Raw genomic sequence first — 17,636 nt, forward strand, 5'->3', positions numbered from 1 at the left:
CGTTCTTAACGCCCGACAGGGCCGTACGGGCCGTCGGCGTGGATGCAGCGGCCCGTACGGAAGGTAGCGTGGTCGCCGAACAGCCGGTCCCGGACGGCCGGTGGCAGCAGTCGGGTCGAGCACAGGGAAAGGTGCGAGGTAGGGGCCGATGCACATCGTCATCATGGGGTGCGGGCGCGTGGGTTCCGCGCTCGCACAGACCCTGGAGAGCCAGGGCCATACGATCGCGGTGGTCGACCAGGACCCCACCGCCTTCCGCCGCCTGGGCTCCTCCTTCGGAGGCCGCCGGGTGACCGGGGTCGGTTTCGACCAGGACACCCTGCGCGAGGCGGGGATCGAGGAGGCCGGCGCGTTCGCCGCCGTCAGCAGCGGCGACAACTCCAACATCATCGCGGCCCGGGTGGCGCGTGAGATGTTCGGGGTGGAGAACGTGGCCGCCCGCATCTACGACCCGCGCCGCGCGGAGGTCTACCAGCGCCTGGGCATCCCGACCGTGGCGACGGTCCGCTGGACCGCGGACCAGATGCTGCGCCGGCTGCTGCCGTCGGGCGCCGAGCCGCTGTGGCGCGACCCCAGCGGCGGCGTGCAGCTCGCCGAGGTGCACACCTCCCCGGCCTGGGTGGGCCACAAGATCAGCAAGTTGCAGGAGGAGACCGGCGTACGGGTGGCCTTCCTCACCCGCCTGGGCGAGGCGATACTGCCGACGTCGCAGACCGTGCTCCAGGAAGGCGACCTCGTACACGTGATGATGCGCACCGACGACGTCGAGAAGGTCGAGGCCGCGTTCGCCGAGGGTCCCGAGGAGGCGCACGCATGAGGGTCGCCATCGCGGGTGCCGGCGCGGTGGGTCGTTCCATCGCCGGCGAGCTGCTGGAGAACGGTCACGAGATCCTGCTCATCGACAAGGCGCCGACGGCGATCTCGGTGGAGCGGGTACCGCTGGCGGAGTGGCTGCTGGCCGACGCCTGCGAGATCACCTCGCTGGACGAGGCCGCGCTGCAGCGCTGCAACGTCGTCATCGCGGCGACCGGCGACGACAAGGTCAACCTCGTCGTCTCGCTGCTCGCCAAGACCGAGTACGGGGTCCCGCGGGTCGTCGCCCGTGTCAACAACCCCAAGAACGAGTGGCTGTTCAACGAATCGTGGGGCGTGGACGTCGCGGTCTCCACGCCGCGTCTGATGTCCGCGTTGGTGGAGGAGGCGGTGAGCGTCGGCGATCTCGTACGGCTGCTGCGCTTCAGCCACGGCGACGCCAACCTGGTCGAGCTGACGCTGCCGCCGGAGGCGGCGCTGGCCGGCACCCGTGTGGGTGACGTCCAGTGGCCGGAGGACACCTCCCTGGTCACGATCATCCGCGGCTCCCGCGTACTGACCCCCAACAAGGAGGACGCGCTGGAGGCCGGTGACGAGCTGCTGTTCGTGGCGGCCCCCTCGCGCGAGGAGCAGTTGGAGGACCTGCTGTCGGTGCGCCGGGAGGGCACGGCGGGCTGATCCGTCCGTACGCCTCATATGCCGCAGGGCCCCGGGAACCATTCATACGGTTCCCGGGGCCCTGCGGTGTTCGCCCTATGAAGCGTACGGACGAAGAGGCGGTACGGGCCGAAGAGGCGGTACGGGCCGAGGTCAGCGGCGGTGCCGCGGCACGTTCCGCGTCCGCTCGCCGGCCGCCCGCGCGCTCTCGGCGACGGCCTGTGCCGTGACGTCCTGCGCCAGCTCCTCGGCCACCCGGTCCATGAGCCCGCGCTCCCGCTCGGCGGCGTTCACGCGCTTGTCCTGCTCTTCGCGCTTCTCCCGCTCTTCGTGCTTCTCCCGCTCTTCGCGCTTCTCCCGCTCCTCCATCTCGGCGAAGACGTCGATGGGCGGCGGCGCCTTCACCAGGAAGACCCAGGTCAGATAGGCCGCGAGCAGGAACGGCGGGATCTTCAGCGCCACCAGCACCCAGCCCAGGTGCGTGGTGTCCGCCCACCAGTACAGCGGGAAGAGGATCGCGCACTTGCCGAGCAGGATCAGTCCCCAGGCCCAGCTCGCCTTGGCGTACGCCTTCTTGCGGCCCGGGTTGCGGGTGCGCCAGGAGAGGTTCTCCTTGAAGATCGGGCCCAGGATCAGGCCCATCAGCGGCACACCCGCCAGCGTCGTGGCGATGTAGGCGGCGCCCATACCCAGCGTGTAGAGCATGCCGGGCAGGTAGAAGTCCTTGGCGTTGCCCGTGAACATCGCGAAGGCCACACCGAAGGCCACCCCGAACACACCGCTGAAGGCGTGCTTGACCGTGTCCCGGCGCACCAGGCGGACGGCGACCAGCAGCAGCGAGACGCCGAGCGCGGCGATCGCCGAGAGGTGCAGGTCCTTGTTGATCGTGTAGATGGTGACGAACAGCAGGCCGGGGAGGACGGTCTCCACCATGCCGCGTACGCCGCCGAACGCCTCGAACAGGGCGGCCTCGGTGACGGCTCTGCCGTCAGGGTCCCGCTCCTGGTCCTGAGGGGTCCGTGGGGGGCCCACCGGGGTGCCCGCCGGGCCCGGCGGTGGGGTCGGTCGGTCGTCGGCCGTCACCGGCTACTCCTGTCCGAGTGGTCGGAGTTCGTATTTCGGATTGAACAGCACCCGGCGTCCGTGGCTCATGGAGATCCGGCCCGAGGCGATGAGTTTGCGGCCGGGTTCTATGCCGACGATGGACCGCCGTCCCAGCCACACCACGTCCAGGGGCGCGGAGCCGTCGAACAGCTCCGCCTCCAGCGCGGGGACACCGGCGCGGGGCCGCAGCGTCACATGCCGCAGCGTGCCGGTGACCTTGACGATCTGGCGGTCGTCGGTGTCGCATATGCGGGTGCAGCCCGCCGCCTGCGCGTCCTGCTGCAGCTCGGCCGACTCCAGCTCCTCCTCGGAGGAGGAGAGCCTGTCGAGCATCCGCCGGAAGCGGCCGGCCGGCTTGTCGGAACGGGTCCCAGCACTCATAAACCCAGCGTACCGGTGCGGGCGGGCCCGGATCACGGCGCGGAGCCCGGTCGCCACGCCCGGCGGGGGCCGCCCCGGCTGTCACGCCCGGCCGGGGACCGTCCCGGCCGCCGTCAGGTCACTGTTCGAAGCGGTAGCCCATCCCGGGCTCGGTGATGAAGTGCTTCGGGTGCGAGGGGTCGGCCTCCAGCTTGCGCCGCAACTGCGCCATGTAGACGCGCAGGTAATTGGTCTCGGTGCCGTACGAGGGCCCCCACACCTCCTGGAGGAGCTGCTTCTGGCTCACCAGCCGGCCCGTGTTGCGCACCAGCACCTCCAGCAGGTGCCACTCGGTCGGGGTCAGCCGTACGTCGCGTCCGCCGCGGTTGACCTTCTTCGCGGCGAGGTCGACGGTGAAGCCGTCGGTCTCCACGACCACCGCGTCGTCGGCCGGCCCGGTCGGCTCGGCCCGGCGTACGGCGGCCCGCAGCCGCGCCAGCAGTTCGTCCATGCCGAACGGCTTGGTGACGTAGTCGTCCGCGCCGGCGTCCAGCGCCTCGACCTTCTCGTCGGAGGTCTGCCGGGCGGAGAGCACCAGGATCGGCACCCGCGTCCAGCCGCGCAGCCCCTTGATCACCTCGACGCCGTCCATGTCGGGCAGGCCCAGGTCCAAGACGATGACGTCGGGGTGGCGGGCGGCGGCGAGCTTGAGGGCGCTGGCCCCGTCGGGGGCAGCGTCGACCTCGTACTTGCGCGCCTTCAGGTTGATCACGAGGGCACGTACGATCTGCGGCTCGTCATCGACCACAAGCACCCGGTTCACTGGCGTTCTCCTCGTGGGGTGGGTCCCCGCCGGGCCGGGCCCGCGGGGTGGGGTCTGGGGTGCGTCGTGTGGGGCACCGGGGTCATGTCAGGGGGACCGGTTCCGGCCGTGGACGGCGGGGGCGTCCGCGGGGCTCCCGGCTCATGTCGTGGCCTGGGCGGGGAGATCCGGCCGGGCCGGGGGCCGGCCGGCGGCGGCCCGCAGGGTGAGGACCATGCTCATGCCGCCGCCGGGGGTGTCCTCGGCGGCGAGCGTACCGCCCATGGCCTCGGCGAAGCCGCGGGCGACGGCCAGGCCCAGGCCCACGCCCGCGCCGCGCGGGGCGTCGCCGTACCGCTGGAACGGCTCGAAGATACGGTCCTTGGCGCTGTCCGGCACGCCGGGGCCGCGGTCGACGATGCGCAGTTCGACGCGGTCCCCGAGGGCGCTGGCGGAGACCAGCACGGGAACGCCGTCCGGGCTGTACTTGACGGCGTTCTCCACGAGGTTGGCCACCGAGCGCTCCAGCAGGCCGGGGTCCACGGCGACGATCGGCACTTCCTCGGGGATGTCCAGGGTGACGCTGCCCTCGGGGACGCCGCCCAGTGCCATGGGCACCACCTCGTCCAGGTCGGTCTCGCGGATGAGCGGGGTGACCGTACCCGTCTGGAGCCGGGACATGTCCAGCAGGTTGCCGACCAGGTGGTCCAGGCGGTCCGCGCCGGCCTCGATGCCGGCCAGCAGTTCCGCCTCGTCCTCCTGGGACCAGGCGACGTCGTCCGAGCGCAGGGAGGTCACGGACGCCTTGATGCTCGCCAGCGGCGTACGCAGGTCGTGGCTGACGGCGGCCAGCAGGGCCGTACGGATGCGGTTGCCCTCGGCCAGTTCGCGGGCCCGCTCGGCCTCTCCCACCAGCCGCTGCCGGTCCAGGACGACGGCGGCCTGGGCGGCGAAGGCGGCCAGCACCCGGCGGTCCTCGGCGGGCAGCACCCGGCCGGACAGCGCCAGCGCCATGTGGTCGCCGACGGGCATGTCCACGTCCGCGTCCTCGGGGCGCCGCAACGGCTTGGCGAGGTCGCCCACCCGGCCCGCGCAGGTCCAGGGCTCGACGTCGCTGTTGCGCTCCAGCAGGGCGACCGAGTCCATGGCGAAGGTCTCCCGGACCCGCTCCAGCAGCGCGTCCAGCGTGGTCTCGCCGCGCAGCACGCTGCCCGCCAGAAAGGACAGGATCTGGGACTCGGCGCGCAGCCGGGCCGCCTGGTGGGTGCGGCGGGCCGCCAGGTCCACGACCGAGGCGACCGAGACGCCGACCGCGAAGAAGATCACGATGGCGACGATGTTCTTCGGGTCGTAGACGGTCAGTTCGTGGGTGGGCGGGGTGAAGTAGTAGTTGAGCAGGATCGAGCCGGCCGCGGCGGCGGCCAGGGCCGGCAGCAGTCCGCCCAGCAGCGCGGCCAGGACGGTCAGGAAGAGGAAGAGCAGGACGTCGTTGGCCAGCCCGGGACCGTTGTTGAGGGTGGTGAGCAGCAGCGAGAGCAGCGCGGGCCCGGCGACGCCGACGAGCCAGCCGGCGACGATCCGGGCCCGGCCCAGGCGGGCGCCGCGGGCGACGGGCAGCCCGCGGCCCTTGGCGACCTCGTCGTGGGTGACGATGTGGACGTCCAGGTCGGGGCCGGAGTCCCGGGCGACGGTGGCGCCCACACCGGGGCCGAAGATGTACTGCCAGGTCTTGCGGCGGCTGGAGCCCAGCACGATCTGGGTGGCGTTCACGCCGCGGGCGAACTCCAGCAGGGCGCTGGGTATGTCGTCGCCTATGACGTGGTGGAAGGTGCCGCCCAGGTCCTCCACGAGGGTGCGCTGCACGGCCAGTTCCTTGGGGGAGGCCGAGGTCAGCCCGTCGCTGCGGGCGATGTAGACGGCCAGCACCTCGCTGCCCGAGCCCTTGGCCGCTATACGGGCCGCGCGGCGGATGAGCGTACGGCCTTCGGGGCCGCCGGTGAGGCCGACGACGATGCGCTCGCGGGCCTGCCAGGTGGAGCGGATGGAGTGCTCGGCGCGGTACTGCTGGAGGTACTCGTCGACCCGGTCGGCCACCCACAGGAGCGCCAGTTCGCGCAGGGCCGTGAGGTTGCCGGGGCGGAAGTAGTTGGACAGGGCGGCGTCGATCCGGTCCGGCTTGTAGATGTTGCCGTGTGCCATGCGTCGGCGCAGCGCCTGGGGAGACATGTCGACCAGCTCGATCTGGTCGGCCCGGCGGACGACCTCGTCCGGGACGGTCTCCCGCTGCCGTACGCCCGTTATCGATTCGACGACGTCGCCGAGTGATTCCAGGTGCTGGATGTTGACCGTGGAGATCACATCGATCCCGGCTTCCAGCAGCTCCTCGATGTCCTGCCAGCGCTTGGTGTTGCGCGAGCCGGGGATGTTGGTGTGCGCGAGTTCGTCGACCAGGGCGACGGCGGGCCTGCGCTCCAGGACCGCGTCGACGTCCATCTCGGTGAAGGTCTTGCCGCGGTACTCCAGCTCCGCCCGCCGGATCTGCTCCAGCCCGTGCAGCATGACCTCGGTGCGCGGCCTGCCGTGGTGCTCGACGAACGCCACGACCACGTCCGTGCCGCGCTCCATGCGCCGGTGCGCTTCGGAGAGCATCGAGTACGTCTTGCCCACGCCCGGTGCCGCACCGAGATAGATCCGTAGCTTGCCGCGTGCCATGGCCCCATTGTCTTACGTGAAGGCCGCCCCCACCGGGCTGTACCTGAGGCGACCCTACCGACCCCGGACAGGGCAAAAGACCCAGGTGGCGGCTTGGGCCCCGGTCTTTACGCGACTCTGATACGGCTCGCGCCACCGCCCCGGACCGCCCGCTGCCGCTGCGCGTCCCCGCTGCGTACCAGCGGCCGGCGACCTCGCAAATTACCGTGCCACCGGCCGGACCGCCCTGCGAGGATAAGACGCATGATCGAGTTAAACATCGCGCACACCGCTGATCTGCCGGCCGCCACGCTCAAGGCGGCCAGGGCCCTCCTCAGTGAGGTCTTCGAGGAGGACATGAGCGAGGAGGACTGGGAACACTCTCTGGGCGGCATGCACGCTCTGGTGTGGGAGGACGGTGCGCTCATAGGCCACGCCGCCCTGGTGCAGCGGCGGATGCTGTACGGCGGACGGGCCCTGCGCTGCGGGTACGTCGAGGGTGTGGGCGTACGCGCGGACCGCCGCGGGCGGGGCCACGGCGCGGCGATGATGGCGGAACTGGAGCGGATGGTGCGCGGCGCGTACGACCTGGGCGCGCTGGACGCCGCGGACGAGGCCGGGGAGTTCTACGCGGCCCGCGGCTGGCAGCTCTGGCAGGGCCCCTCCTCGGCCGTGTCCCCCGCCGGCACCGTACCCACCCCGGACGAGGACGGCTTCATCTACGTCCTGCCGACCCCGGACGTCCCGCTGGACCTGACCGCGCCCCTCGCCGCGGACTGGCGCGACGGCGACGTCTGGTAGCGACCCAACGGGCCCCGGCACCCATCCCACCCGAAGTCCACCCGTCCCCGGGGCCCGCGCCCGGCGGGCCCCGGCACCCCACCCCGAGCCAACCCGCACCCGAGGCCCCACCTTTCTTCTGGAAACTGCTCCTTATGGGGGCTGCCCTCCCCACCGAGCCGTACCCCGAGTCCCCTCCTCGGGGCCCCCCCCCACCCACCCCTCCCCCCCCCTGTCGGACCGACCAGCAGGCTGCATCACCGTGTCGCCGGGTGGCAGCCTGCACCCGCCCCACTGCCAGGCGACAGCCTGCACCGGCCTCACCGCCGGGTGGCGACAGCCCACGCCGGCCTCACCACCGGGCGACAGCCTGCGCCGACCTCACCACGGGCGACAGCCCGCGCCGGCCTCACCACGGGGTGGCAGCCCACGCCGACCTCACCACCGGGTGGCAGCCTGCACCAGCCTCACCACCAGAGCGATAGCCCGGGCCGGCCTCACCGTCGGTCGGCAGCCCGCGCCACCTTGTCGTCAGACCGATAGCCCGCATCGCTTAGCACCTCGGACCTACAGCCCGCACCGTTTAGCCCCTCGGACCCACAGCCCGCACCGCCTCGCACCTCGGACTACAGCCCGTACCTGCTCACCGTCAGGCCAGCCAACAGGGACGCGCCGATCCTGCCGCCGGGCTGAGCTGAGCAGTCCACCTCGCACCTCGGCCTCGCCGCCGGACCGGCGAGCAACCTCCTGCCATCGCATAGCGGTGTCGTGCCGGTGCCGGCTTCGATGTCGGCATCGGCACCGGGCTCCGGCGGCCCGGCCCGCGCGGGCACGGCGCGGCACGTCTGCCCGTGGTGCGGCTCCAGAGACATGCAGGTCGCCGCTCGCCGTACCCGGTGCCCCCATGTACGCGGGCCGACGCACCTGGTGGTGTTTGTGCTTCCCCCTGTTGTCAGGGGGTTCCGGTTATCGGCCCGCCGATTGGCTCCTGTGCGCGATCGGACAGAGATGGCGCCGCCTCGCGCGGGTGTGTCGGTGTACCGCCGTCCGCCCCGTCCCCGTCCTCATTCCTCATTGCCCATCCCCCGTTCGTGAGTCGGCCGGGCATCGTGCGAACGCGCTCTTCTGCGTGCCCGCGACCTGCCTGGCTGTCTGTTCTGCTGTTCCTGCGACTGCTGCGGTTGTCAGTATGCGGAGGGTGCGAGCGGGCGGGCAATGCCTGTGGATAACTCTCGGGGGAGGCGAGGAAGAGGGAGAGAAAGGGGACGGGGAAGAGGAAGACGACGGAGTGGTGAAGCCCCCGGAGAGGGACGAGAAGTCCTCTCCGGGGGCGGGAGCCGGGCGGCCGGGCCGCGGGGCGGCCGACGGGCGTCGGCGGCGGCGTCGGTTCAGTGCTGCTTGGCCAGGTCCTTCAGGGCGATGTTGAGTTCAAGGACGTTGACCCGGGGTTCGCCCATGAAGCCCAGCAGGCGGCCCTCGGTGTGTTCCTGGACCAGGTCCCGGACCTTCGCGGGATCCAGGTGGTTCTCCTTGGCGACCGTGCCGGCCTGGAGGCGCGCGTACTCGGGCGAGATGTGCGGGTCCAGCCCCGAGCCGGAGGAGGTCACGGCGTCCGCCGGGACCTGGGACTCGGGCACCCCGTACGTCCGGGAGACCCACTGCTTGCGTTCCTTGACGGCCTTGACCAGGTCGGTGTTGCTCGCGCCCAGGTTGGTGGCTCCGGAAACCTTCAGGTCGTACTGGGTGTTGACCCCGTTGGTCTTGTTGCTGCCCAGGCCCGCCGATGGGCGCGGCTGAAAGAAGCGCAGGTCGGGGATGGGGTTGCCGTCCTTGTCCTGGCCCTTGTCGTAGCGCTGGCCGATGAGGCGGGAGCCGACGGTCTTGCCGTCGTGGCTGATCTCGGAGCCGTTGGCCTTGTTGGGGAAGGCTGCCTGGGCCACGCCGGTGACGACCAGCGGGTAGATGACGCCGCAGACCAGGGTCAGGACGAGTACGGCGCGCAGGCCCGCCCCTATGAGCCGGGCGCTGTTCTGTACGGAGTTGTTCATGGCGATCACAGGCTCCTGGTTCAGCTCAGCCCGGGGATGAGGGAGATGAGCAAATCGATGATCTTGATGCCGATGAACGGGGCGATCAGGCCGCCCAGTCCGTAGATCCCCAGGTTGCGGCGGAGCATCTTGTCGGCGCTGACCGGCCGGTAGCGCACGCCCTTCAGGGCCAGCGGCACCAGCGCGACGATGATCAGCGCGTTGAAGATGATGGCGGACAGGATCGCGGAGTTGGGGCTGGACAGCCGCATGATGTTCAGGGTGTCCAGGCCCGGGTAGGCCACCGCGAACATCGCCGGGATGATCGCGAAGTACTTCGCGACGTCGTTGGCGATGGAGAAGGTGGTCAGGGCGCCGCGGGTGATCAGCAACTGCTTGCCGATCTCGACGATCTCGATGAGCTTGGTGGGGTTGGAGTCCAGGTCGACCATGTTCCCGGCCTCCTTGGCGGCCGAGGTGCCGGTGTTCATGGCCACGCCGACGTCCGCCTGGGCCAGCGCGGGCGCGTCGTTGGTGCCGTCACCGGTCATGGCGACGAGCTTGCCGCCCGCCTGCTCGCGTTTGATGAGCGCCATCTTGTCCTCGGGCGTGGCCTCGGCGAGGAAGTCGTCCACGCCCGCCTCGTCCGCGATGGCCTTGGCCGTCAGCGGGTTGTCGCCCGTGATCATGACGGTCTTGATGCCCATCTTGCGCAGTTCGACGAACCGCTCGCGCATGCCCTCCTTGACGACGTCCTTGAGGTGGATGACGCCCAGCACCCGGGCGCCGTCCGCGTCCTCCACGGCCACCAGCAGCGGTGTGCCGCCGGCCTCGGAGATCTGGTTGGCGACCTGGTCGGCGTCGTCGGGGACGGTGCCGCCCTGTTCCTCGACCCAGGCGATCACGGAGCCGGTGGCGCCCTTGCGGACCTTGCGCCCGTCCACGTCCACGCCCGACATACGGGTCTGGGCGGTGAAGGGCACCCACTCGGCGCCCGTCAACTGCCCCTGGTGGCGCTCGCGCAGCCCGTACTTCTCCTTGGCCAGGACGACGATCGAGCGGCCCTCGGGCGTCTCGTCGGCCAGCGAGGAGAGCTGGGCGGCGTCCGCGAGTTCGGCGGCGGTCGTGCCCCGTACGGGGACGAACTCGGCGGCCTGGCGGTTGCCGAGGGTGATGGTGCCGGTCTTGTCCAGCAGGAGGGTGGAGACGTCACCGGCGGCCTCCACGGCGCGTCCGGACATCGCCAGGACGTTGCGCTGGACGAGGCGGTCCATGCCGGCGATGCCGATGGCCGAGAGCAGCGCGCCGATCGTGGTGGGGATCAGACAGACCAGCAGCGCCAGCAGCACGATCATGGGCTGTTCGGCGCCCGCGTAGATCGCGAACGGCTGGAGGGTGACCACGGCCAGCAGGAAGACGATGGTCAGCGAGGCCAGCAGGATGTTCAGCGCGATCTCGTTGGGCGTCTTCTGCCGTGCGGCGCCCTCGACGAGGTTGATCATCCGGTCGATGAAGGTCTCGCCCGGCTTGGTCGTGATCTTGATGACGATGCGGTCGGAGAGGACCTTCGTACCGCCGGTGACCGCGGACCGGTCGCCGCCGGACTCGCGGATGACCGGCGCCGACTCGCCCGTGATGGCGGACTCGTCCACCGAGGCCACGCCGTCGACGACATCGCCGTCACCGGGGATGATGTCGCCCGCCTCGCACACGACCAGGTCGCCGACCCGCAGTTCGGTGCCCGGGACCTGTTCCTCGCTCGTGCCGTTCAGACGGCGGGCCACCGTGTCGGTCTTGGCCTTGCGCAGGGTGTCGGCCTGTGCCTTGCCGCGGCCCTCGGCGACCGCCTCGGCGAGGTTGGCGAAGACGACGGTCAGCCACAACCAGACGGCGATCGCCCAGCCGAACCAGTCCGAGGGGGAGGCACAGGCGAAGACGGTGGTCAGGACGGAACCGACCTCGACCACGAACATGACGGGCGACTTGATCATCACCCGCGGGTCGAGCTTGCGCAGGGCGTCCGGCAGCGACTTCAGCATCTGCCTGGGGTCGAACAGTCCGGCGCCGACCCGGCCGTCCTCGGGCTTGTGCCCGCTGGGAACGTCCTGGTGCGGGGCACGGGTGGGCGTGACGGTGGACATGGAGCCGGGCTCCTCTTGCCTTGTCTCGGTGGTCATGACAGTCCCTCCGCCAGCGGGCCCAGGGCGAGCGCGGGGAAGTACGTCAGACCGGTGATGATCAGGATGGTGCCGACCAGCAGACCCGCGAAGAGCGGCTTCTCGGTACGGAGCGTGCCGGCGGTCTCCGGGATCGGCTTCTGTTCGGAGAGCGAGCCGGCCAGTGCCAGGACGAACACCATCGGCAGGAAGCGGCCGAGCAGCATCGCGAGCCCGATCGTGGTGTTGTACCAGGGGGTGTTGGCGTTCAGGCCGCCGAAGGCCGAGCCGTTGTTGTTGGCGCCGGAGGTGAAGGCGTACAGCACCTCGGAGAAACCGTGCGAGCCGGCGCCCAGCGCCTTGGTGTTGAGCATCGAGCCCAGCGCGTCCGGCAGCACCATCGAGGCGGCGGTGAAGCCCAGGACCAGCGTGGGGGTGATCAGGATGTAGCAGGCCGCAAGCTTGATCTCGCGGGTGCTGATCTTCTTGCCCAGGTATTCGGGCGTACGGCCCACCATCAGGCCCGCGATGAACACCGCGATGATCGCCATGACGAGCATGCCGTACAGGCCGGAGCCGACGCCGCCGGGGGCGATCTCGCCGAGCATCATGCCCAGCAGTTGGATGCCGCCGCCGAAGGCGGTGAAGGAGGAGTGGAAGGAGTCCACGGCGCCGGTGGAGGTGAGGGTGGTGGCGACCGAGAAGATCGCCGAGCCGCCGATGCCGAAGCGGGTCTCCTTGCCCTCCATCGCGCCGCCGGCCGCCTGGAGCGCCGGGCCGCCGTGGGCGAACTCGGTCCACATCATCAGGGCGGTGAAGGCCAGCCAGATGAAGCCCATCGTGGCCAGGATCGCGTAGCCCTGCCGGATGTTGCCGACGAGCTTGCCGAAGGTCCGGGTCAGCGAGAAGGGGATGACCAGGATCAGGAAGATCTCGAAGAGGTTGGTGAAGGCGTTGGGGTTCTCGAAGGGGTGGGCGGAGTTGGCGTTGGCGACGCCGCCGCCGTTGGTGCCCAGTTCCTTGATGACCTCCTGCGAGGCGTACGCACCGCCGCCGGTCTGCTGCGAGCCGCCCATGAACTGGCCGACCTCGTGGATGCCGGCGAAGTTCTGGATGGCGCCGCAGGCCACCAGCACCAGCGCGCCGATGACGGAGATCGGCAGCAGTACGCGTACGGTGCCGCGCACCAGGTCCGACCAGAAGTTGCCCAGTTCACCGGTGCGGGAGCGGGCGAAGCCGCGTACCAGGGCGATCGCCACCGCCATGCCGGTGGCGGCCGAGACGAAGTTCTGCACCGCCAGGCCGGCCGTCTGCACGACGTGGCCCATGGCCTGCTCGCCGCTGTAGGACTGCCAGTTGGTGTTGGCCACGAAGGACGCGGCGGTGTTGAACGCCTGGTCGGGGCTGATGGAGGCGAAGCCGAAGGACAGCGGCAGGCTGCCCTGGAGACGCTGCAGCAGGTAGAGGAAGAGCAGGCCCACCAGGGAGAAGGCCAGGACGCCGCGCAGGTACGCCGGCCAGCGCATCTCGGTGTCCGGGTTCGCGCCTATGCAGCGGTAGATCGCTTTCTCGACACGCAGGTGCTTCTTGGAGCTGTACGTGGCGGCCATGAAGTCGCCGAGGGGGCGGTACGCCAGGGCCAGCGCCGCGATCAGCGCCATGAGCTGGAGCACGCCTGCCAGGATGGGGCTCATGTCGGTGCTCAGAACCTCTCCGGGAAGACGAGGGCGAGGACCAGGTAGCCCAGCAGGGCGACGGCCACGACCAGGCCGACGATGTTCTCGATGGTCACAGCTTCGCCACCCCTTGGCGACGAGAGCCACCACCGCGAAGACCGCGATCATGGTGACGACGAAGGCCACGTCGGCCATCGTGTGCTCCTAGGTGGGTCGGTTGGAACGGACCCCTAGAGCAAACCTCCAACGTGACCAAGTGGGACCGCCGTTGACGTCTCCCTTACGGCCATTAGCGCACCGTTGACGGTTTCCATACGCTTCGCGCCCTGACCTGCACAAAGGCCGGTGGGCCGTACCCCTTCAGAAGGGATACGGCCCACCGGAACCGTCACTATTGAGCCGCCGCGCGGTCCGCCGGCGCCGCCCGGCTGCGGGGCGGGCGGGCACCTGGGGACCGCGTGCCCGGCCCGGTATCAGCGGATCTCGGTGATCTCCGGCCCGCGCTCCAGGCGCTCCACGCCGCCGCCGAAGCGCGACTCGCTGCGGTCCTGCTGCACGCCGTCCGGCACCATCTGCGCGTCCTCCGGCAGCTTCAGGACGATCGGGTCACGGGGCGCCATCGGCGCCTCGCCCCGTACCACGACCGTGTCCCGGAAGATCTGCTCCAGCACCCCGGCGGCCTGCGGCTGCACCGCGCCCTGGCCGGAGATGACACCGCGCAGGAACCACCGCGGCCCGTCCACGCCGACGAAGCGCACGACCTGCACGCCGTTGGTCCCGTCCGGAAGCTGTACGGGGACCTGCGCGCGCAGCTCCCAGCCCAGCGGCCCGTCGACCTCGTCGACGACACCGCCCTGCTGGGTGATGCCGACGCCGATCTCCTCGCGGACCTCGTTCCAGATCCCCTCGTTCTTGGGGGCGGCGAACGCCTGGAGCTGTACGGCGCTGTCCTGCAGCACCACGGTCGCGGCGACGATCGCGTCACCGGCGACCTCCACCCGCAGCTCCATGCCCTCCACGCCGGGGACGAACAGACCGCCGAGGTCCACCCGGCCCTCGCCCGGCTCCCTGACCTCGGAGACGTCCCAGGGGCCGTCGGGGCGCGGGGCCGGCGGCAGGCTCACGCGCTGCGGCTCCGCGTCGTCCTCCTGCGCGGTGGTCCCGTCCGCGGTCGCCTCGTCGGCGAGGTCGGACGCCCGCACCGACGTTTCAGGAGCCTCGTTCTTCTTGCGACGTCCGAACACGTCACTGTCCTTCCCGGTCGGCACCGACCGATGCGTATCCATTCCCACCCGTGGAGCCGTCCACCGCCGCATGACCGCCGGTGGAACCGAATCCCCCCTCGGCCCGCGCCGAGCCGGGAAGTTCCGCCACCTCGTGGAAGCGCACCTTCTCGACCTGCTGGACGACCAGTTGGGCGATCCGGTCGAACCTCTCGAACCGCACACTGTCGCGCGGGTCCAGATTGACCACGATCACCTTGATTTCCCCACGGTACCCGGCATCCACCGTCCCGGGGGCATTCACGAGCGCCACTCCGCAGCGGGCGGCCAGGCCCGAGCGCGGGTGCACGAAGGCCGCGTACCCGTCGGGGAGCGCGATGGACACTCCGGTGGGGAGCACCGCGCGCTCCCCCGGCCCCAGTTCCGCCGCCTCGGTGGTGACCAGGTCCAGCCCCGCGTCGCCCGGGTGCCCGTACGAGGGCACGGGCACCTCCGGGTCCAGACGCCGGAGCAGTACATCCACCGGATTCCGTACGTGACTCACGGGTTCACCTCAAATGCGCGGGCTCGCTTGACCTGGTCGGGGTCGGCCATCGCGGCCCGGATGTCCGACGGCCGGCCGTTGTCGATGAAGTGGTCGACCCCGACCTCGATGAACAGGGCTTCGGCGCGCACCGCGACCGGGCCGCCGGGGCCGCCTATCCGGCCGGTGGCCTCCGAGTAGATCTTCCTTCCGTGGACGGCGGTGATCCGCGCGTCCAGGTGCAGCACCGTGCCGACGGGTACGGGCCGCAGGAAGTCGGTCTCCAGCCGCCCGGTCACCGCGATCACCCGCAGCAGCCAGTTCAGGGAGCCCAGCGTCTCGTCCAGCGCCGTGGCCAGGACGCCGCCGTGCGCCAGGCCCGGCGCGCCCTGGTGGGCCTCCTTGACCGTGAACTCGGCGCTCACGCTCACACCGGCGCCGGCCCGTGCTTCCAGGTGCAGGCCGTGCGGCTGGCCCGTACCGCAGCCGAAGCAGCGGTCGTAGTGCGTGCCGAGCAGTTCTCCGGGCGCCGGGGCGTCGGGGTGCCGCACCGGCGCGACGGCGTCCGGCGGGGGCGTCAGCCGCGTCGGGGCTTGGTCAGTTCCACTCACGAGTGCAGACCCTACCCGCGCGCGTAACGGACCTGCGCCTCCGTGCCAAGCTGGAGCCATGCAGTCGTACGAAGAACGTCTCACCGCGCCCCGCTCCTGGTGGGTGATCGCCGGGCTGATCGGCATCTCCTGCGCACTGATCCTGCTTCCGCTGGGGACCCCGGCGATGCTCGGCGGTCTGGTCGGCGGAAGCGCGCTGGCGGCGGTGGCGGTGAGTTCCTACGGTTCGGCGCGCATCCGCGTCGTGGGGGACGCGCTGATCGCGGGCGACGCCCGGATCCCGGTCTCCGCGCTGGGCGAGGCCCAGGTGCTGGACGCGCAGGAGGCGCTGGCCTGGCGTACGCACAAGGCCGACACCCGTGCGTTCATGCTGCTGCGCAGTTACATCCGGACGGCCGTACGCGTGGAGATCACCGATCCCGCGGACCCGACGCCGTATGCCTACCTCTCCACGCGGGAGCCCGAGCGCCTGGTGGCGGCGCTGGCGGCCGTACGGGCCTGAGGGGCCTGCGCGGGTCCTTGCGGGGTCCGGCTGCCCCTGGAGGGGCCGCTGAGGCGCCCGGCCCGGGCGCGGGCGTCGGCCGCGGCTCGGGGCGTGGCGGCTCGGGGCGTGGCGGGTCGGCCGCAGCTCGGGGCGCGGTCTTCAGCCGGCCTGCTCGTGCTCGAAGCCGCCTTCCGGCAGCTCGGGCTCAAGGCCGTCGTACGGCAGGGCGTCCCACGACACCTGCTTGGCGCGCAGGTCCTCGCGGACGCGGTCCGCGAGCTTCTTGGTGTCCCGGTAGTTCATGACGGCACCGACCGCGGCGCCGACCATGAACGGGGTGAGGTTGGGGAGGTTGCGCAGCGTGCGCTTCATGATCTGCTGGCGCAGCTCGCGCTTCATCTGCCCGCCGAGGGCGGCGTTCACGGAGGTGGGCCGGGTGACGTCGATGCCCCGTTCCTCGGTCCAGGACGTCAGGTAGGCGCCTGCCCGCTCCTTGAGGTTCCCCTTGGGCCGCAGGCCGTAGACCTCGTGGAGCTCGGCGATCAGCTTGATCTCCACGGTCGCCACCGCGGCGATCTCGGCGGCCAGCTCGGCCGGCATGGCGGGCGGTACGGGCAGCATGGCCGCCGCGCCCACGCCCGCTCCGACGCCCGCGGTGCCCTTGGTGGCCCCGCGGACCAGCTTGTCGGCCAGTTCCTCGGGGGACAGTCCGGGGAACTGCGCGCGCAGCGTCGCCAGGTTCCGTACGGGGATGCGCGGGGCTTCGATGATCCGGTCGGCAGCCATGGACAGCGCCGCGCGCACGCCCCGGCCGCCCTTCTTGGCGCCACGGCCGAGCGCCGCCGCGAGCGAGGCCGCACGGCCCCGCTCCTGCGGTACCTCGGCCGTCCGCTCCGCCGGAAGGGCGGTCGGGCCGGCGGGCGCGGGCGCGTCTGTTTCCTGTGGTCGTGCGCCGGTCGCCGGGCCTGGCCCGCCCTCGTGGTCCTTGCGGCCCTTACGGAACGGGTTCACGCCTGCCATGGCGTCGACCGCTTCTCAGGCCGCGCAGTCGCGGCAGATCGGCTGACCGTTCTTCTCCTCGGCCAACTGGCTGCGGTGGTGCACGAGGAAGCAGCTCATGCACGTGAATTCGTCCTGCTGCTTGGGCAGCACGCGCACGGCCAGCTCTTCGTTGGAAAGATCGGCGCCGGGCAGTTCCAGGCCCTCGGCCTGCTCGAACTCATCGACGTCGACGGCCGAGGCGGACTTGTCGTTCCGCCGCGACTTCAGTTCCTCGATGCTGTCCTCGTTGAGGTCGTCATCGGTCTTGCGTGGGGTGTCGTAATCCGTAGCCATGTCGCTCTCCCCTCTGGGTGTCTGCGGTGTCTCCAGCGCACGTAACGCGTGAGAGGCCGGACTTGTGCCCGACCTGAGGCGGAGATTTTGCCTCACATCAAGGTCTGTTACTCAATCGACACCCAACCGCACCCCTGAAGAGGTGATCGGTTTGGATGGCGAACAGGACCGTACACGGTCCGAATGTCGCACCTCGCGCACGCCATCACGTGTACTTCCCGTGATCAAGGGCCCCGGAAACCCGGATTTTCCCGGCTTTGCACCGGCTGTTCTGATCACGGCGAGTGGATGGCCGGAAATTCGCGCCTGTGAGCGATCACACACCTCCAAAACGGAGGGCGGACCGGAGGAATTCCGCGCAAAGCGAACTCGGCGAAGGATCCCCGGCCACCCC

General features: G+C 70.8%; 17 protein-coding genes. 4 read left to right on the forward strand and 13 right to left on the reverse strand.

What is annotated here, in order from left to right; genetic code table 11:
* The first annotated feature begins 148 nt into the window (after positions 1-148).
* Positions 149-817 carry a TrkA family potassium uptake protein gene (locus tag KGS77_RS07900; protein ID WP_242579777.1) on the forward strand — a complete coding sequence of 223 codons (669 nt, stop codon included), beginning with the start codon at positions 149-151 and terminating at the stop codon, positions 815-817.
* Positions 814-1,491, forward strand: coding sequence for a TrkA family potassium uptake protein (locus KGS77_RS07905; protein WP_242579779.1), 678 nt, complete (start codon positions 814-816; stop codon positions 1,489-1,491). The genes KGS77_RS07900 and KGS77_RS07905 overlap by 4 nt, the downstream gene beginning before the upstream one ends.
* 132 nt (positions 1,492-1,623) lie before the next feature.
* Here KGS77_RS07905 and KGS77_RS07910 read toward each other — a convergent pair whose 3' ends face one another.
* The 4 genes from KGS77_RS07910 to KGS77_RS07925 form a co-directional block, all read right to left on the reverse strand.
* Positions 1,624-2,502 (reverse strand): DUF3159 domain-containing protein, encoded by an 879-nt coding sequence (locus KGS77_RS07910; RefSeq protein ID WP_242587348.1) that lies wholly within the window; start codon positions 2,500-2,502, stop codon positions 1,624-1,626.
* 54 nt (positions 2,503-2,556) lie between these two features.
* A complete protein-coding gene (locus KGS77_RS07915; protein WP_242579781.1) occupies positions 2,557-2,955 on the reverse strand; it encodes an OB-fold nucleic acid binding domain-containing protein in 399 nt (132 codons plus the stop codon).
* 118 nt (positions 2,956-3,073) lie between these two features.
* Positions 3,074-3,757, reverse strand: coding sequence for a response regulator (locus tag KGS77_RS07920; protein WP_242579783.1), 684 nt, complete (start codon positions 3,755-3,757; stop codon positions 3,074-3,076).
* 141 nt (positions 3,758-3,898) lie between these two features.
* Entirely contained in the window at positions 3,899-6,448 is a 2,550-nt protein-coding gene (locus KGS77_RS07925) for a DUF4118 domain-containing protein (RefSeq protein WP_242579785.1), read from the reverse strand.
* A 243-nt stretch (positions 6,449-6,691) separates the two neighbouring features.
* Here KGS77_RS07925 and KGS77_RS07930 point away from each other — a divergent pair, with 243 nt between their 5' ends.
* Complete coding sequence (locus KGS77_RS07930) at positions 6,692-7,228, forward strand: GNAT family N-acetyltransferase (RefSeq protein ID WP_242579787.1); 537 nt, start codon at positions 6,692-6,694, stop codon at positions 7,226-7,228.
* Positions 7,229-8,595: 1,367 nt separating this feature from the next.
* Here the strand turns inward: KGS77_RS07930 and kdpC are convergent.
* From kdpC to KGS77_RS07965, 7 genes are all read right to left on the reverse strand, one after another.
* Positions 8,596-9,255, reverse strand: a complete 660-nt coding sequence (gene kdpC, locus KGS77_RS07935; RefSeq protein ID WP_242579789.1) for a potassium-transporting ATPase subunit KdpC — start codon at positions 9,253-9,255, stop codon at positions 8,596-8,598.
* 20 nt (positions 9,256-9,275) lie between these two features.
* Positions 9,276-11,411: a potassium-transporting ATPase subunit KdpB gene (gene kdpB / locus KGS77_RS07940; protein WP_242579791.1), complete on the reverse strand. Its 2,136-nt coding sequence runs from the start codon at positions 11,409-11,411 to the stop codon at positions 9,276-9,278.
* Complete coding sequence (gene kdpA / locus KGS77_RS07945) at positions 11,408-13,084, reverse strand: potassium-transporting ATPase subunit KdpA (protein WP_242579793.1); 1,677 nt, start codon at positions 13,082-13,084, stop codon at positions 11,408-11,410. Before kdpA ends, kdpB begins: the two co-directional genes overlap by 4 nt.
* A gap of 8 nt (positions 13,085-13,092) precedes the next feature.
* Positions 13,093-13,182, reverse strand: a complete 90-nt coding sequence (kdpF, locus tag KGS77_RS07950; protein WP_221911170.1) for a K(+)-transporting ATPase subunit F — start codon at positions 13,180-13,182, stop codon at positions 13,093-13,095.
* 357 nt (positions 13,183-13,539) lie between these two features.
* The gene (locus KGS77_RS07955) at positions 13,540-14,310 is read right to left on the reverse strand and encodes a DUF3710 domain-containing protein (protein WP_242579795.1); all 771 of its coding nucleotides are present in this window, start codon (positions 14,308-14,310) and stop codon (positions 13,540-13,542) included.
* A gap of 1 nt (position 14,311) precedes the next feature.
* Positions 14,312-14,833 (reverse strand): dUTP diphosphatase, encoded by a 522-nt coding sequence (dut, locus tag KGS77_RS07960; protein WP_242579797.1) that lies wholly within the window; start codon positions 14,831-14,833, stop codon positions 14,312-14,314.
* Positions 14,830-15,423 carry a PaaI family thioesterase gene (locus KGS77_RS07965; RefSeq protein WP_242579799.1) on the reverse strand — a complete coding sequence of 198 codons (594 nt, stop codon included), beginning with the start codon at positions 15,421-15,423 and terminating at the stop codon, positions 14,830-14,832. Before KGS77_RS07965 ends, dut begins: the two co-directional genes overlap by 4 nt.
* 58 nt (positions 15,424-15,481) lie before the next feature.
* Here KGS77_RS07965 and KGS77_RS07970 point away from each other — a divergent pair, with 58 nt between their 5' ends.
* Positions 15,482-15,925: a DUF3093 domain-containing protein gene (locus tag KGS77_RS07970; protein ID WP_242579811.1), complete on the forward strand. Its 444-nt coding sequence runs from the start codon at positions 15,482-15,484 to the stop codon at positions 15,923-15,925.
* 141 nt (positions 15,926-16,066) lie between these two features.
* Here KGS77_RS07970 and KGS77_RS07975 read toward each other — a convergent pair whose 3' ends face one another.
* Together KGS77_RS07975 and KGS77_RS07980 are read right to left on the reverse strand one after the other, a co-directional pair.
* Positions 16,067-16,927 (reverse strand): hypothetical protein, encoded by an 861-nt coding sequence (locus tag KGS77_RS07975; protein WP_242579815.1) that lies wholly within the window; start codon positions 16,925-16,927, stop codon positions 16,067-16,069.
* A 15-nt stretch (positions 16,928-16,942) separates the two neighbouring features.
* A complete protein-coding gene (locus KGS77_RS07980; RefSeq protein ID WP_033267328.1) occupies positions 16,943-17,242 on the reverse strand; it encodes a DUF4193 domain-containing protein in 300 nt (99 codons plus the stop codon).
* Positions 17,243-17,636: the final 394 nt, after the last annotated feature.

It is taken from the genome of Streptomyces sp. MST-110588 (assembly GCF_022695595.1).
GTDB lineage: Bacteria > Actinomycetota > Actinomycetes > Streptomycetales > Streptomycetaceae > Streptomyces.

Bases quoted from the DNA above. Each gene is read 5' to 3' on its own strand.
- KGS77_RS07930 (WP_242579787.1), top strand. From the start codon at position 6,692: ATGATCGAGTTAAACATCGCGCACACCGCTGATCTGCCGGCCGCCACG.
- kdpA (WP_242579793.1), bottom strand. From the start codon at position 13,084: ATGAGCCCCATCCTGGCAGGCGTGCTCCAGCTCATGGCGCTGATCGCG.
- KGS77_RS07980 (WP_033267328.1), bottom strand. From the start codon at position 17,242: ATGGCTACGGATTACGACACCCCACGCAAGACCGATGACGACCTCAAC.
- KGS77_RS07900 (WP_242579777.1), top strand. From the start codon at position 149: ATGCACATCGTCATCATGGGGTGCGGGCGCGTGGGTTCCGCGCTCGCA.
- KGS77_RS07915 (WP_242579781.1), bottom strand. From the start codon at position 2,955: ATGAGTGCTGGGACCCGTTCCGACAAGCCGGCCGGCCGCTTCCGGCGG.
- KGS77_RS07970 (WP_242579811.1), top strand. From the start codon at position 15,482: ATGCAGTCGTACGAAGAACGTCTCACCGCGCCCCGCTCCTGGTGGGTG.
- KGS77_RS07925 (WP_242579785.1), bottom strand. From the start codon at position 6,448: ATGGCACGCGGCAAGCTACGGATCTATCTCGGTGCGGCACCGGGCGTG.
- KGS77_RS07975 (WP_242579815.1), bottom strand. From the start codon at position 16,927: ATGGCAGGCGTGAACCCGTTCCGTAAGGGCCGCAAGGACCACGAGGGC.
- kdpC (WP_242579789.1), bottom strand. From the start codon at position 9,255: ATGAACAACTCCGTACAGAACAGCGCCCGGCTCATAGGGGCGGGCCTG.
- kdpB (WP_242579791.1), bottom strand. From the start codon at position 11,411: ATGACCACCGAGACAAGGCAAGAGGAGCCCGGCTCCATGTCCACCGTC.
- KGS77_RS07905 (WP_242579779.1), top strand. From the start codon at position 814: ATGAGGGTCGCCATCGCGGGTGCCGGCGCGGTGGGTCGTTCCATCGCC.